Genomic DNA, 14,201 nt, shown 5'->3' with positions numbered 1-14,201 from the left:
GTGATGCCCTCCTGGGCCGGCACGGACAGGGTCACGATCTGCATGTTGACCTTGCGCAACCGGTCCACGAAGGGCACGACCATGGTGAAGCCGGGGCCGCGCACCTCGGAGCGCAGCTTGCCGAGCCGCAGCACCACGCCCCGTTCGTACTGTTTGACGACGCGGGCGGCGGCCATCGTGTAGACCAGCCCCACGGACACGACGGAGACTCCCGCCGCCACCAGTTCCTCGACCATCACGGCCCCCCAGGGTCCGACGTGGCGCACCGGGCGTGTACAGCGTGCGCTTCGACGGTAACTCCGTCACCGGGACAAGGGCGAGCCCCCGCACGCCAGTTGCGTGCGGGGGCTCGCCTGTTCGCCTGCTTGGGTCCGGTCGCGCGGAATCCCGTGGGGGGTGCCGGCGCCGCGGTCGACGAGTCGACGAACGGCCGGTCCGTCGCGCGACCGGTCGGTCAGCCGACGCTCACGCCGTAGTAGCTCAGCGCCTCGGTGACCGGCTGGAAGAAGGTCGTGCCGCCGGAGGTGCAGTCACCGCTGCCGCCGGAGGTCAGACCGTAGGCCACGCTGCCGCCGTACAGCGGACCGCCGCTGTCCCCGCCCTCGGCGCAGACCGTGGTCTGGATCATGCCGTAGACGACGTCACCACTGCCGTAGTTGACGGTGGCGTTCAGGGCGGTGACCCGGCCGCTGTGCGTACCGGTGGTCGAGCCGCGCCGGTAGACCGTCGTGCCCACGCTGGGCGTGGCCGCGCTGCTGATCGTCTGGCTGCCGACCGCGCTCGGGTGCGCGACCGAGGTGTTGGTGTAGCGGACCAGCGCGAAGTCGTTGGTCGGGAAGCTGTAGCTGACGTTCGTGCCGAGGGTCGTGGTGTGACCCGAGTTGGAGTACCAGGTGGAGGCGACCTCACCGCAGTGGCCGGCGGTCAGGAAGTAGTAGGTGCTCCCGCTGTGCACGTTAAAGCCGAGCGAACAGCGGTAGGAACCGCCGTAGATGGCGTCGCCGCCGGTGATCAGCGGCTTGAAGGTGCCCGAGGTGTGCTTGATCGTCAGCGCGGCCGCGTTGCCGCCCGCTTCCTGCTTGATCTTCGCGATCTCCGCCTTCGAGACCGTGCTGTCGACGGTGACGACCACGCGGTTCGTCTTGGCGTCGACCGCCCAAGCGGTGCCCGCGATGTCGGACTTGAGTACCGACTGCTTGACACTGCTCAGCTGGGTGGCGCTGAAGGTCTGGGCGTCGGACGCGTTCGCGCTGGGGACCGCGAACGCTGCGGCGGCGACGAGTCCGGTGGTAACGGCGATCAGCCGACTCCGTCTCGCTGTGACACCGCGGGGGGTGGTGCGCTTGATCCTCACGTTTCATTCCTCCGAAGGGAAGTAAGGGGCCCTCGTGTCGTGGGGTTGGGGCCCGTGAGGCGCAGCCGGGAGCCGCCCGTCCGGATTCCGAACAAGCCATGCCCCTGACAAGCGCTGAGGGGGAGTATTCGGCTGTGCGGCCGAAAGGCGCAAGGGCGCCTTTCGGCCGTGCAGCGTTCAACTTGCCCACATGTAAAGGAAGTTGATCATCGGACCACTGAAGACATCGAATTCCTCCGGCGTCTTCGGGAGTCCCGGAGGCCTCAGCCCAATCGGCGCTCCCCCGCGGCGACGGCCACGCTCAGCGTATTTCCGGGCGGCGGGAACGGGCAGACGAAATGGTCGGCGAACGCGCACGGTGGAAGCACGGTCCGGTTGAAGTCCACCGTCGTACGCCCTTCGGCGTCGGGCGCCGCCGGGCGCAGGAACCGGAAGCGGTAACTGCTGTCCCCGCTGGTGGTGTCGGCGAAGACGGCCCACAGCGAACCGTCGCTCTCGACCGACACCTGGAGGGTGAGATCCTGCCCGTCCAGGGTGAAGGCGAGGACTCCGCCGAGGGCGAGCCCGCGGGCGACTCCGTCGGCGTTCTCGACGCGCACGGTGCGGCTCTCGCCGTACGGGGTGAAGTGGCCGGGCACCGACCAGCGTGCGTCGTAGGGGGTCGCCTCGATGCCTACGAAGGCCTGCCGGGCGGGTGCGGCGGGATCGTAGCGGCGTACGCCCCAGATCCCCTCGCGCACCAGGACGACGAAGCGCCGCTCCCCGTGCCCGACCCTGGCTCCGTCGGCCGGTCCGTAGTCGGCGTCCAGCACGAGGTCGCCGGTGAAGGGCTCGCCGTCGACCGTGAGTCCTTCCTCGGCGACCGCCGTCAGGGCCACTCCGTCGCCCTTGACCGCCCATTGCCCGGGGATGTCCGGAAGTCGCCCTTCCGGATAGTCCTCGATCCAGTGGGTGCCGGTGAGCGAGAGCGGGCCGTACGGCGCGGACACCGTCGCGACACGGTGCTCCTGCCAGTGCTTCCAGTCCTCGGGTGCGTCCGTCGTCATGTGATCAACCCTTCCATACGGTCTCGGCCAGGCCGAGGTGCGAGCGCAACGTGGTGCCCATGTATTCGGGCAGAGCCCTTCGGGTGGGGATCGGTGGGGCCGCCAGACCGGCGGGGAACAGGGGAGAAGCAGGGCCCGGGTTCACAGGACCTTGGAAAGGAACGCGCGGGTGCGCTCCTGCTCCGGCCGGTCGAGTACATCACCGGGGGCGCCCTGTTCGACGATGCGGCCGTCGTCCATGAAGACCACGGTGTCGGCGACCTCGCGGGCGAAGCCGATCTCATGGGTGACGACGATCATCGTGGTGCCCTGGCGGGCCAAGTCCTTGATGACGTCGAGGACTTCACCGACCAGCTCGCGGTCGAGGGCCGATGTCGGCTCGTCGAAGAGCAGCGGCCTCGGCTCCAGTGCGAGGGCGCGGGCGATGGCCACCCGCTGCTGCTGCCCGCCCGAGAGCTGCTTCGGGTAGGCGTCGGCCTTGTCGGCGAGCCCGACCCGGTCGAGCAGTCTGCGCGTCGACTCGTCGGCGTCCTTGCGGGGGCGCTTCAGCGCGGAGACCGGGGCCTCGACGATGTTCTCCATCACCGTGAGGTGCGGGAACAGGTTGAAACTCTGGAAGACGAAGCCGATCCGCGTGCGCTGCTTGAGAATCGCGCGCTCGGACAGTTCGTACAGCTTGTCGCCGGAGCGCCGGTGGCCGACGAGCGCGCCGTCGACGCTGATCCGGCCCCGGTCGACCTTCTCCAGGTGGTTGATGGTCCGCAGCAGCGTCGACTTGCCGGATCCGGAGGGCCCGATGATCACGGTGACCTCTCCGGTCCGCACCAAGAGGTCGACGCCTTTGAGCACTTCCAGCGAACCGAAGCTCTTGTGGACGGACTTGATGTCGACCATGACCGGTGTGCCGGCCGCGGACGGGCTCATCGGGTGCGCTCCGATCCGCGCGCGTAGTGCCTCTCCACGTAGTACTGGCCGACGCCGAGGACCGAGGTGACGATGACGTACCAGAGGGTGGCCACCATCAGGAGCGGCATGACCTGGTAGGTGCGGTGACAGACTAGCTGCACCGAGTAGAGCAGGTCCTGCACCGCGATGACGCTGACGATGGAGGTGCCCTTGAGGGTGCCGATCAGCATGTTCCCGGCCGGCGGCACGATGGAGCGCATCGCCTGCGGCAGCACGATCCGCCACCAGCGGCGCCACCGGCTCAGCCCCAGCGCCTGCGCGGCCTCGATCTGCCCGCGGTCCACGGAGAGGATGCCGCCGCGCACCACCTCGGCGGCATAGGCGGCTTCATGCAGCGTGAGGCCGACGACGGCGACGGTCACGGGGCCGAGCAGGTCGACCGTGCGCACACCGAGGATCTGCGGGTACAGCGCCCCGATGTTGAACCAGAACAGCAGCTGGACCAGGATCGGCATCGATCTGAAGAGCCAGACGTATCCCCAACTCACGGCTCTCAGAACGGGGTTGGCGGACAGCCGGAAAGCGGCGAGCACGGTGCCGAGTGCGAAGCCGAGCGCCGTCACGACCGCGGTCAGCCAGAGGGTGAGCCACAGTCCGCGCAGCACGGAGGCGGAGGTGAAGTAGTCGCCGACCACGTTCCACTGGAACGCGTCATTGCGCACTACGGAGTCGAGGGCGATCCCGAGCAGGATCAGCACGCAAGGGGTCAGGTTCCTCGACGAGTTCCACCGCCTCGAAGTGGGCTTCGCCTTCAAGAAGGGCAGCGCGCTCGCACCCGCCTTCCGCGCCGCGGTGAACAGGCTCATCGCCGACGGAACGTACGAGAAGATCCTCGACAAGTGGGGCACGACGGGGTCGGCGATCACGACATCGCGGATCTCCCCACCGGAGCTGAAGGACTGAGCACGCCCCGCTCGGAGCACCCCGGACCGGAGTGCTCCGAGCCTCGGGCATCCCGGGCCGGGCGCTCAGTCACGACCCCGGCCGAAAACCCGCGGTCACGACCCCGGTCGAACCGGCGGTCACGAACTCCGGCCGAACCCGAGGTCACAACTCTGCTTCAAGACGGCCGTCATGACGCACAGTCAAATCACCTGCAGCAAGGCGCGGTTGTGGCCCGCGGTCACAGCCGGTTTCACAACCCGCAGTCACAGCACGAGCAGCACTCACAGCATTCGCAGCACTGGCACGCCTCGCAGCAACCGCAGTCGCAGTCACAGTCGTTCAGGCACCCGTCGCGCTTCTTGCGCGACCACGGTCCCTCGTACTCGTCGGCACAGCACATCTTGCAGGTGCAGCACAGCCCGATGGCGGCGGCGCAGCCGGCCCAGAATCCGCGCTTGCCGGGGGTCGGGGGCTGGAAGGACGGCCCAGCGCCGAAGGGGTTGCCGCCACCGGTGTACGGATTCCCGCCCTGCTGAGGCGGCGGCCCGAAGGAGCCCTCGGGTCCGAGCAGGACCGCGGAGCCCAGCGGACCGAGGGAGTCGCCGGAGTTGCCGAAGTCGAGAGAGTCGAGGGAGCGATGCGATCCGTCCGCCGCGTGCCCGCACCCCGACGTCCCGAAGGCGCGGTCCACCGAGCGGCCCAGTTCATGGGCGAGCAGCACATGCGCCAACCTGCTGTCGGTGAACTCGGCCTCCCGCAGGGCGAGCCGTATACCGTGCAGGGCGTCGTCGGCCAGCCGGCGGGCCTCGGCGAGCGAGGTCCCGGTGGCCGAGAGCGGATTCCAGGCTCCCGACGCGGCGTCGGTTTCCCTGTCCTCCACGGCGTCCAGCAGATGAGCGAGCCGCCCGAAGAGCCGTCCGGCCTCAGCCAGTGGCGCCGCGTTGCCGGTGCGACCCGCGAGGACGGCGGTGTGCGCGAAGGCCGCCGCGGTGGCGGTCTCGGTGGGCTCGGTGACGGTCAGCAGCGGCGTTCCGGGCCCGGCCAGCGCCTCGATCCCGACCTGCCGGTCCACCGCGTCGACGAGCACCGCCGTGTCGAAGCCGACGGCGGATCCCGTTCGCGCCCCCGCCCTGCCCCAGCTCGCGGCCACCCGGCGCGCGGCGACCGCGACCGGTCTGCGTGCCAGGAGGCCGTCCCCGTCGGCGACATGGTCGCGCACCTTCGCCGAGGCGAGCACCAGCGACACGGCGGCGGCGAGCCGCGCGCCCTCGCCCTGCGCGACGGAAGCGGTCCGCATGCCGCGCAGCGGACAGGGCCCGGCGGTGCGCCGCCATCCCGTCGACCGTTCGGCCTGAGCCTCCGTCAAAACCGATATCAGCAGGCCGTCATAGTTGGTGACCACCCGTGCGAACTGGCCGTGGTCCCCGCGCAGCGCGAGACACAGCCCGCACAAATGCGCCATCCACTGCGTCTTGAGCCCCTCACCGAGGCGATGACTGCAGGGCCTCACGATTCCGAACACGACACTCCCCCGTGACACGTACGACGCTGAGGTGCGGCATCGTATCGAGCACTCCGTTCACCCGAACGCACCGCTCGTCACCCGGTCGCCGCGAGAAATCATATTTCACTCTCAGTCAGCAGCCTTACCCCGTACGACCCTTGGGGGGCGCGGGCTCTCGACGGATTCGCTGTGCACCAGTACCGTCACGAAACCCCCACGCGGCGTCTATCCACTTGGCGCGACATCCGCATCATGGACGACCATGGGGATGCGGAAGCACGAAAGACCGCTGTGAGAGGAGGCGTCCATGGGATCGGTGCGCAAGGCGAGTGCCTGGCTTGGCCTCGTAGACGACAACGATGACGAGCGTTACTACGACGACGACTACGCCGAGGGTCAGGACTCCGGCGACGCGTGGGTCACGGACCCGCGCGTGAAGGTTGCTTCCGAGACGGCGGAGGAGAAGGGCCGCCGGATCGGCACGGTCACCCCGGACAGCTTCCGGGACGCACGCGGTATCGGCGAACTCTTCCGGGACGGCGTCCCGGTCATCATCAACCTCACGTCCATGGAGGCCTCCGACGCCAAGCGCGTGGTGGACTTCGCGGCCGGCCTGACCTTCGGCCTGCGCGGCACCATCGAGCGGGTCGCGACCCGGGTCTTCCTGCTGACCCCGGCCAACACGGAGATCGTCAGCGGCGAGGCCGCGAGCCGCCAGACGGACGGTTTCTTCAACCAGAGCTGAGGCAGGGCCGCTCACCGGCCCTGCCTTGCCGGGGCTTCACGAGCGGGGCCTTCACCTGAAGGCGTCGAGCCCGGTGAGCGCCTTGCCCAGCACGAGCTGATGCATCTCGACGGTGCCCTCGTAGGTGAGCACCGACTCCAGGTTCGTGGCATGCCGCATGACGGGGTATTCGAGCGAGATCCCGTTGGCGCCGAGAATCGTGCGCGAGGTACGACAGATCTCGATGGCCTCGCGTACGTTGTTGAGCTTGCCGAAGCTGATCTGCTCGGGACGGAGCCGTCCCGCGTCCATGCGGCGGCCCAGGTGATGGGCGAGCAGGATGCCCTTGTGCAGTTCGACGGCCATGTCGGCGAGTTTGGCCTGGGTGAGCTGGAAGCCGCCGATGGGGCGCCCGAACTGCTCACGCGTCTTCGAGTACGCGACGGCGGACTCGAAGCTGGATCGCGCCGCGCCCATGGCGCCCCACACGATTCCGTACCGCGCGTGCGAGAGGCAGCCGAGCGGGCCCTTGAGGCCGACGACGTCGGGCAGGACGGCGTCGGCCGGCAGCCGTACGTCGTCGAGGACCAGCTCGCTGGTCACGCTCGCCCGCAGTGACCACTTGTGCTTGATCTCGGGGGCGGAGAAGCCGGGCACGTCGGTGGGCACGACGAATCCGCGGATGCCGTCGTCGGTCTGCGCCCAGACGACGGCGACTCCGGCGACGGAACCGTTGGTGATCCACATCTTGCGCCCGTTGAGGACCCAGTCCCCACCGTCGCGCTTGCCGTGCGTCCGCATGGAACCGGGGTCGGAGCCATGATCGGGCTCGGTCAGTCCGAAGCATCCGATGATCTCGCCCGAGGCCATGCGCGGCAGCCAGGTCTGCTTCTGCTCCTCGCTGCCGAACCGGTGGATGGCGTACATGGCGAGGGAGCCCTGTACCGAGACGAGCGAACGGATGCCGGAGTCGGCCGCTTCGAGCTCCAGACAGGCCAGGCCGTACTGCACGGCGCTGGCCCCCGCGCACCCGTACCCCTGGAGCGACATGCCGAGGGCGCCGATTCCGCCCAGTTCCCGCGCGAGTTCCCGGATGCCCGGCAGCTCGCCCTTCTCGTACCAGTCGGCGATGTACGGCAGCACCCGGTCCGCGGCCCAGGTCCGCACGGTGTCGCGGACGGCCAGGTCCTCCGCGTCCAGCAGGTCGTCGATCCCGAGCGGATCGGCGGGGTCGAAGGGCGGCAGCTTCGAGGACGCGGACATACGACAGCCTCCGGCAGGGTAATAACTAGCACCGCTAGTTAAGAATCTCGACCCGACGTTACGACGCAGTGTCCCGCAAGTCCAGACCGCTTCCGCGCAGCGCTCCACGAGGGCGGCCGCGGCAGGCCCGCCGCCGGCGATGAGAGGAAGGGGGCGGTGCGCCGACGCGGGAACGGCGCGGAGACCGGAAGACCTACGCGGAGACGCGGGTCCCGGTGACGTCCCGGGGAGCGGGGATCCCGGCGGGGCCCGAGGCCGAGTCCGTGCCGGAGCCCGTCTCGGCCGAGCCGAAGTTCGCGTCCGGGACGGAGTTCGCGTCCGGGACGGAGCTCGTCGCGGGTGCCCCGCAGTCCATGACCCTGGGCAGCCGCAGTGCCATCACGGCGCCCAGCAGCAGCAGCCCCGCGCTCACCAGCAGCGTCACATGCAGTCCGTGCACGAAGGAGTCCCGGGCGGCCTGCCGCAGGGCGCCGCCGGTCGTGCCTCCGAGCCGGTCGGCTACCTGGTACGCCTCGCCGAGCGAGTGGCCCGCCGCCGCCGAATCGGCCGCCGGGACTCCGGGGACGGACGACAGTCCGGGCGCGTACGCCGCGTTCATCACGCTCCCCAGCAGCGCGATCCCCATCCCCGCGCCGAGCTGGTACGAGGTCTCGCCTATCGCCGCGGCGCCGCCCGACTGCGCCTGCGGCGCCTCGCTCAGCATGGACTCGTACGCCCCGAAGAGCGTGGTCTCCAGACCGAAGCCGAGCAGCACGAAACCGACGAGCAGCAACCCGGTGTTGTCGTTCCCGCCCATCGCGGTGAGCGTGACCACGGCGGCCGCGGTGAGACAGAACCCGAAACAGACCATCGCGCGCGGCCCGAACCGCCGCAGCAGCTTCGCCCCCGCGAGCCCGGCGGCCATCGCCGCGATGGTGAGCGGCAGCAGCCGCAACCCGGTCTGGAGCGGGGACAGGCCCAGCACGAGCTGCAGGTACTGCGCGGCGATCAGTTCGAGCCCCACCAGGGCGAGCATGGCGAGGACGATGCAGCCCACCGACGTACTGAAGGCGGGCCGCGCGAACATGCGCAGGTCGACCAGCGGGTGCGCGCGCCGCCGCTGCCGCCGTACGAAGACGGCCATCAGCACTCCGCCGAGGAGGAGCGGCGCGAGGGTGAACGGGCTGAGGGGCGCCTCGCCACCGCCGAGGCGCTTCACGCCGAGGACGAGTCCGAACAGACCGGCCGCGGCCATCAGCGCCCCGACCACGTCCCAGGGACCGTCGCGGTCACCGCGGGACTCGGGCAGCAGCAGCCGTCCGACCGGCAGGCTGACGATCATCAGCGGGATGTTGACGAGGAAGACCGATCCCCACCAGAAGTGTTCGAGGAGGAAGCCGCCGAGCAGTGGTCCGACGGCCGCGCCGACGGCGGCGACCGCGCTCCAGATGCCGATCGCGAGCGCCCGCTCGCGCCGGTCGGGGAAGACCTGGCGCAGGATCGACAGCGTGGCGGGCATGATCATCGCGCCGCCGACGCCGAGCAGGGCGCGGGCGCCTATCAGGAGCTGCGCGTTCCCGGAGAAGGCCGCGATGCCGGAGGCGACTCCGAAGAGGGCGTAGCCGAGAAGGAGGACACGCCGGCGGCCGATCCGGTCGCCGAGCGTGCCGAAGAGGATGAGGAGCGAGGCGCAGACCAGCGGATAGACGTCGACGATCCAGAGCAGTTCTATCGCGCCGGGCTTCAGGTCCTCGGTGACGGCGGGGACCGCTACGTGGAGCACGGTGGCGTCGAGGGCGACCAGCAGCAGGCTGACGCACAGGACGACGAGGACGACCCAGCGGTTGGCACCGACCCCGGTCTCCCGACGGCATCGCGCAGCGGCCGTGGTCGTCCCGGACATGTACGTACCTCCAGAGGTTCCCTCGCGTTCTGCGGATCCGCAGGGTGGGGACTCCCTGGGGTTGCGGCCCGAAGAGCGGAATCCCGGGCCCACGCAACAAAGGCGAGTGAGCCGTCAGCGTACGCGAGTTCTCGCCCAGGACACGTGGCGGACCTCTCACGTTCGCCTGGCCAGGAGTGTGGCGTACGCCACGCCTTCGCCGCTCATCACGCCCCGCGCGGCCTGCCGGTTCCGGGGTCCGCCGATAATCGGGCCCGTGACCGATCCAGAGAGTCCCGCCGCGACGCCGCCCCGCGCGGGCCCCCTGCGCCGTGCCGCACCCGCCCTCCTCGGCTACGCGGCCGTGCGCGTCCTGGGCCTCGTCACCCTCGCCGTGTGGAGCGCGGCGAACGGCAAGAGCGCCCACCGGCTGCTGTCGCAACGCTGGGACTCGCTCTGGTACACCCGGGTCGCCGAGCTCGGCTACGGCTACGAGGTCCGCCTGCCGAACGGTGACGTGCACGCGAACCTCGCGTTCTTCCCGCTGCTGCCCTGGCTGGAGCGGCTCTTCCGGGCGGCGACTCCACTGTCGTACCCGGACGCGGGCCTGCTGGTCAGCGCGGTGGCCTCGCTCGCCGCGGCGTGGGGGATCTTCGCGGTCGCCGATCATGTCCACGGCCGCCGGGCCGGAGTGTGCGCCGCGCTGCTCTGGGCGGTCCTCCCCGTCGGCATCGTGCAGTCGATGGCGTACAGCGAGTCACTGTTCACGGCGCTCGCCGCGTGGTCGCTGTACGCGGTACTGACCGGCCGCTGGCTGACCGCGGGTCTGCTCGCCGCGTTCGCCGGTCTGACGCGGCCGGTGGGGGTCGCGGTGGTCGCCGCCCTGTGGGTGGCGGCGATTACCTCGTTCGTGGGAGAACGCCGGCAGGGCGGAAGCACGCCCCGGACGGACGGCGCGCGTACATGGCGGCGCGCCCTCGCCATGATCATCGCGCCGCTCGGAGCCGCCGGTTACATGCTGTGGGTGGGTCACCGGACGGGCAAGGGCCCGCTCGGCTATCTCGACGTCCAGGCGGGCTGGCGCAACGGTTTCGACGGCGGCTACGCCTTCGGCCGCTTCGTGGCCGAAAAGCTCACCTCGTTCCCGTCCGCCCTGGCCGGTGCCGGGCTGATCGCCGGGGTCGCGCTGATCTTGTGGCTCTACGTGACATGCGTACGCCAGGGACAGCCGCCGGCGCTGCTGGTCTACGCGGGGACCGTCCTCGCGCTCGCCCTGTGCGCGTCGAGCTACTTCGGCTCGAAGCCACGCCTGCTGCTGCCGGCCTTCCCCCTCCTGTTCCCTCTCGCGGTGGCCCTGGCCCGGCTGCGTACCTCCAGGTCGGCACTGGTCGTCGGGGGTGTCGCGGTGGCCTCGGCGGCCTACGGGGCCTTCTGGCTGAACGGCTCGGGACCGCCGTGACCGGCCCGGCGGCAGCCCGTCCGGGCCGGTGAGCGGCCGGAGAATTCCACCCCATCGTTCGGTGAACGAATATAAAAGTGCCATAAAATCGAAGGCCTCCGGGGATCAATGGAATTGAAGGCTCCGCGCGTCGGGGATTAGAGATTCATTGGAAATAAACATGATCCTGAGAGGAATCCCACATCACATCGTCATCACAAACCGAGTGAATCGGCCTGGAACGCAGCTCACTCGCTGTAACGTCGATTGAGTGCGTACCGAACGAAACCTCACCCGTCTGGACCGGGTCTTCGCCCGGCTGGACCGTGAGCCGGAACGACCGGCCCACATCGATGTGCCGAAGATGAGTCGGCACAGGGTTGTCCTCTTCGCGGCGACCCTGGCCTTCTATCTGGCGATCGTGTGGGCCGTGGCGATCACGTCGTGGCTGGTCCGGTTCGACTGGCAGGTCATGTTCTTCCGGCCCTACCAGCAGTGGCCGGGGATCCACGCATTCCTGGACTACTACGTGGTGCTCGGCCAGCGCGGCCCCACCGCCGTGATGGTCGCCTCGTGGCTGGGCTGGCGCTCCTGGCGGCAGCACACGCTGCGCCCGCTGCTCACGCTGGGCGCGTCCCTCCTGCTGCTCAACATCACGGTCGGCGCCGCGAAACTCGGCATGGGCCGTCTCGGCCCTCACTACGCCATCACCATCGGCTCGAACGAAATGGGCCTGGGCGGCGATATATTTCCTTCCGGCCACACCGCCAACGCCGTCGTGACCTGGGGAATCCTGGCCTATCTGGCGTCGACCCCGAGAGCCAGACGCTGGCTCTCGGCGCTGTCCGCCGTGACCTCTCTCGGCGTCGGCCTCACCACTGTGTACCTGGGTACGCACTGGCTGAGCGATGTCCTGCTGGGCTGGGCCGCGGGCCTGCTGATCCTGCTGGCGCTGCCCTGGTGCGAGCCGCTGATCGCCCGCTCCGAGGCCGGGATCTTCTCGCTGCGCGACCTGTGGCGCGCCCGTCGCGGCCGTACGGCGCCCGCACCGGCACCGGCACCCGCGCCATCGCCCTCGCCGGTCGGCGCACCGGTCATGTCCCCGCGGCCCACCGTGGACGGCGAGGTGCCGGCCCGCGAGACGGTCGCGTCCCGTCCGTCCAGAGCCCCCGTCCACCTGGCGCCGGGCCCGCACACCGCCCGCTCGGAGCGCACCCCGGTCACTCCGGCGGGCAGCCGCCGACCGCAGCACCCGGACCGTCCGGCGCGCGCGGCCACGGCCGCCTCGGCCCGCCCCCTCACGGGCGGCTAGAAGACTGCGGGGCCGGTACGCACAACCTCTCCCCGCACCGCGAAGGCCCCCGGCTCGACGAGCCGGGGGCCTTCGCACATGTCGCGGCGCTCAGCCGTGGTCCGGCGCTCCGGCGCCGGAACGGGCGCGCGGTTGCCGCCGCGGCCGGGCGCTCAGCCCTTCCAGCAGCGCGTCACCGTACCGTCCGTGACCTCGAAGTTCAGCCGCCCCACCAGGTACTCCATGGTGATGATCACGCCCGGCGGCAGCGAGCGCACCGAGGCCCAGCCGTGTTCCCGTGCGCGTTCCTCGGCACTGCTCACCTCCAGTCCGACATAGCTCTCCGGACTGTCCTGCGGCTCTGAGTGAGAGGGGGGAATGGGTGCCATGACCGCCACGTTAGGCGGCGCGCCCCGGCGGTGGAAGTCCGATCGGCGACCAAGCGTCACCTATCCCCCGCCGGTCACACTTCTGTCACAGGATCACGACACGTGTTTCGCCGAACTCCGTCACCCGCATGAGGGTTCTCCAGGTGTTCCGCACGCCTTCGAACGCAATTCGGAGTCGTCGTGCGGGCGCCTCGAATAGCACTGCGAAATGTGCGCAGCCGTGCGTTCGGCGATCCTTTTCCATTCCGGTCCGCTCCGATTCCGCCGCACACCGCGGAAGCTGACGCCGCATAAGAAATACACGCTTCGGGCACAGAACCCCCGCAGGGCCTCCGCCGGCACCCCGATGTCCCCTACGACACGCGGCCCGTGATCGGCGCCCCCTCGGGACCCGGCCTCGCCAGCGCCCTGGACAGCCGGTCCCGGGCCGTCCTGATCGCGTCGACGAGCTCGGCGGGCTCGAGGACCTCGAACTCGAAACCCATCAGCATCACGTGAATGACCATGACGTCGAGGCTCGCCGCCCCGGTGCGCAGAACGCAGCTGTCCTTCCCCGAAGCCTCCAGGGTCCCGGCCGAGGGTGAGATCCGCGCGGCGGCCTCCTCCAGCGGCACCAGCAGCCGGACGACGGCGTTCGTGGCGTAGGCGCGGGTGGAGACGCCCTTGGAGACGTACTCGGCGAGATTCTCTGCCGGCGGCGTACGAGGGGTGAAGCGCGGCCCGTGCGGCGGCCGGGGCGTGACGCGGTCCGCCCGGAACGTACGCCAGTCGTCCCGGTCCACGTCCCAGGCGACCAGGTACCAGCGGTGCTCGGTGCACACCAGCCGGTACGGCTCGACGGTGCGGCGCGTCGAGGAACCCGCGTGGTCGCGGTACTCGAAACGCAGCCGCTCGCTGTCGCGGCAGGCGTTGGCCAGCTCGGTGAGGACGGTGGGGTCGACGGCGGAGGGCTGCGGACCGCGCAGCATCGGCACGGTGAAGGCGTTCAGGGCGCCGACCCGGCGGCGCAGCCGGCTCGGCAGGACCTGCTCCAGCTTGGCGAGGGCGCGTACGGAGGACTCGCCGATGCCCTCGATGCCCTGCCCGGCCGCCGTGCGCAGTCCGACGGCCACCGCGACGGCCTCGTCGTCGTCCAGGAGCAGCGGCGGCAGCTCGGCCCCCGCGCCGAGCTGGTAGCCGCCGCCCGTACCCGGGCTGGCGTTGACGGGATAGCCCAGCTCGCGCAGCCGGTCCACATCACGGCGGACCGTGCGCGGGGTGACGCCCAGCCGCCCGGCGAGGTCCGCGCCCGACCATTCGCGGTGCGCCTGCAGGAGTGAGAGCAGGCGCAGCAGTCGTGCGGATGTCTCCAACATGCCGCCGAGTCTGCCAGCCCTTGCGGACAGCCACTGTCCGCAAGGGAACGGGAGAATGTCAGCCGCTCCGGCCGGTGAGGCGCGGCCGTCCGAGGGCGGGGAGCGGAGGCCGGGGCGGAGCCCCG

General features: G+C 70.3%; 14 protein-coding genes. 4 read left to right on the top strand and 10 right to left on the bottom strand.

Annotated elements, in window-relative coordinates:
- The 5 genes from ACFYR3_RS38670 to ACFYR3_RS38650 all read right to left on the bottom strand — a co-directional run.
- Positions 1 to 236, bottom strand: a 236-nt coding sequence (locus ACFYR3_RS38670) for an SPFH domain-containing protein (protein ID WP_355853499.1), incomplete at its 3' end; no start/stop codon positions are given.
- 218 nt (positions 237 to 454) lie between these two features.
- Positions 455 to 1,354, bottom strand: a complete 900-nt coding sequence (locus ACFYR3_RS38665) for a S1 family peptidase (protein WP_355853502.1) — start codon at positions 1,352 to 1,354, stop codon at positions 455 to 457.
- A gap of 263 nt (positions 1,355 to 1,617) precedes the next feature.
- Complete coding sequence (locus ACFYR3_RS38660) at positions 1,618 to 2,400, bottom strand: DUF1684 domain-containing protein (protein ID WP_355853505.1); 783 nt, start codon at positions 2,398 to 2,400, stop codon at positions 1,618 to 1,620.
- 141 nt (positions 2,401 to 2,541) lie between these two features.
- A complete protein-coding gene (locus tag ACFYR3_RS38655) occupies positions 2,542 to 3,324 on the bottom strand; it encodes an amino acid ABC transporter ATP-binding protein (protein WP_389286707.1) in 783 nt (260 codons plus the stop codon).
- Positions 3,321 to 4,172: an amino acid ABC transporter permease gene (locus ACFYR3_RS38650; RefSeq protein ID WP_389286706.1), complete on the bottom strand. Its 852-nt coding sequence runs from the start codon at positions 4,170 to 4,172 to the stop codon at positions 3,321 to 3,323. Before ACFYR3_RS38650 ends, ACFYR3_RS38655 begins: the two co-directional genes overlap by 4 nt.
- Here ACFYR3_RS38650 and ACFYR3_RS38645 point away from each other — a divergent pair.
- Complete coding sequence (locus ACFYR3_RS38645) at positions 4,105 to 4,269, top strand: transporter substrate-binding domain-containing protein (protein ID WP_355853514.1); 165 nt, start codon at positions 4,105 to 4,107, stop codon at positions 4,267 to 4,269. The two genes, ACFYR3_RS38650 and ACFYR3_RS38645, sit on opposite strands and share 68 nt — an antisense overlap.
- A gap of 232 nt (positions 4,270 to 4,501) precedes the next feature.
- Here the strand turns inward: ACFYR3_RS38645 and ACFYR3_RS38640 are convergent, their stop codons facing one another.
- Entirely contained in the window at positions 4,502 to 5,773 is a 1,272-nt protein-coding gene (locus tag ACFYR3_RS38640; protein WP_389286704.1) for a DUF5685 family protein, read from the bottom strand.
- Between the two features lie 289 nt (positions 5,774 to 6,062).
- Between ACFYR3_RS38640 and ACFYR3_RS38635 the strand changes: the two genes are divergently transcribed.
- Positions 6,063 to 6,500, top strand: a complete 438-nt coding sequence (locus ACFYR3_RS38635) for a cell division protein SepF (protein WP_328556384.1) — start codon at positions 6,063 to 6,065, stop codon at positions 6,498 to 6,500.
- Positions 6,501 to 6,551: 51 nt separating this feature from the next.
- On the opposite strand, the gene ACFYR3_RS38630 is transcribed toward ACFYR3_RS38635, so the two are convergent.
- Together ACFYR3_RS38630 and ACFYR3_RS38625 are read right to left on the bottom strand one after the other, a co-directional pair.
- On the bottom strand, positions 6,552 to 7,742 hold the full coding sequence (locus ACFYR3_RS38630) for an acyl-CoA dehydrogenase family protein (RefSeq protein ID WP_355853520.1): 1,191 nt from the start codon (positions 7,740 to 7,742) through the stop codon (positions 6,552 to 6,554).
- Between the two features lie 193 nt (positions 7,743 to 7,935).
- The gene (locus ACFYR3_RS38625) at positions 7,936 to 9,624 is read right to left on the bottom strand and encodes an MFS transporter (RefSeq protein ID WP_389286702.1); all 1,689 of its coding nucleotides are present in this window, start codon (positions 9,622 to 9,624) and stop codon (positions 7,936 to 7,938) included.
- Between the two features lie 256 nt (positions 9,625 to 9,880).
- On the opposite strand from ACFYR3_RS38625, the gene ACFYR3_RS38620 reads away from it, so the two are divergent.
- Together ACFYR3_RS38620 and ACFYR3_RS38615 are read left to right on the top strand one after the other, a co-directional pair.
- Positions 9,881 to 11,062 (top strand): glycosyltransferase family 39 protein, encoded by a 1,182-nt coding sequence (locus tag ACFYR3_RS38620; RefSeq protein WP_389286700.1) that lies wholly within the window; start codon positions 9,881 to 9,883, stop codon positions 11,060 to 11,062.
- A 250-nt stretch (positions 11,063 to 11,312) separates the two neighbouring features.
- Complete coding sequence (locus ACFYR3_RS38615) at positions 11,313 to 12,353, top strand: phosphatase PAP2 family protein (protein WP_355853529.1); 1,041 nt, start codon at positions 11,313 to 11,315, stop codon at positions 12,351 to 12,353.
- Between the two features lie 152 nt (positions 12,354 to 12,505).
- On the opposite strand, the gene ACFYR3_RS38610 is transcribed toward ACFYR3_RS38615, so the two are convergent.
- Together ACFYR3_RS38610 and ACFYR3_RS38605 are read right to left on the bottom strand one after the other, a co-directional pair.
- Positions 12,506 to 12,721: an I78 family peptidase inhibitor gene (locus tag ACFYR3_RS38610; RefSeq protein ID WP_356785747.1), complete on the bottom strand. Its 216-nt coding sequence runs from the start codon at positions 12,719 to 12,721 to the stop codon at positions 12,506 to 12,508.
- A gap of 353 nt (positions 12,722 to 13,074) precedes the next feature.
- The gene (locus ACFYR3_RS38605) at positions 13,075 to 14,076 is read right to left on the bottom strand and encodes a helix-turn-helix transcriptional regulator (protein ID WP_389286698.1); all 1,002 of its coding nucleotides are present in this window, start codon (positions 14,074 to 14,076) and stop codon (positions 13,075 to 13,077) included.
- Positions 14,077 to 14,201 lie beyond the last annotated feature (125 nt).

The organism is Streptomyces sp. NPDC005784 (genome assembly GCF_042871525.1).
Taxonomy (GTDB): Bacteria; Actinomycetota; Actinomycetes; order Streptomycetales; family Streptomycetaceae; genus Streptomyces.
This window is presented reverse-complemented; position numbering and strand designations above follow the sequence as displayed.

Coding starts and splice junctions, on each gene's coding strand:
- ACFYR3_RS38605 (WP_389286698.1), bottom strand. CDS start 14,076: ATGTTGGAGACATCCGCACGACTGCTGCGCCTGCTCTCACTCCTGCAG.
- ACFYR3_RS38635 (WP_328556384.1), top strand. CDS start 6,063: ATGGGATCGGTGCGCAAGGCGAGTGCCTGGCTTGGCCTCGTAGACGAC.
- ACFYR3_RS38650 (WP_389286706.1), bottom strand. CDS start 4,172: ATGAGCCTGTTCACCGCGGCGCGGAAGGCGGGTGCGAGCGCGCTGCCC.
- ACFYR3_RS38625 (WP_389286702.1), bottom strand. CDS start 9,624: ATGTCCGGGACGACCACGGCCGCTGCGCGATGCCGTCGGGAGACCGGG.
- ACFYR3_RS38660 (WP_355853505.1), bottom strand. CDS start 2,400: ATGACGACGGACGCACCCGAGGACTGGAAGCACTGGCAGGAGCACCGT.
- ACFYR3_RS38655 (WP_389286707.1), bottom strand. CDS start 3,324: ATGAGCCCGTCCGCGGCCGGCACACCGGTCATGGTCGACATCAAGTCC.
- ACFYR3_RS38630 (WP_355853520.1), bottom strand. CDS start 7,742: ATGTCCGCGTCCTCGAAGCTGCCGCCCTTCGACCCCGCCGATCCGCTC.
- ACFYR3_RS38610 (WP_356785747.1), bottom strand. CDS start 12,721: ATGGCACCCATTCCCCCCTCTCACTCAGAGCCGCAGGACAGTCCGGAG.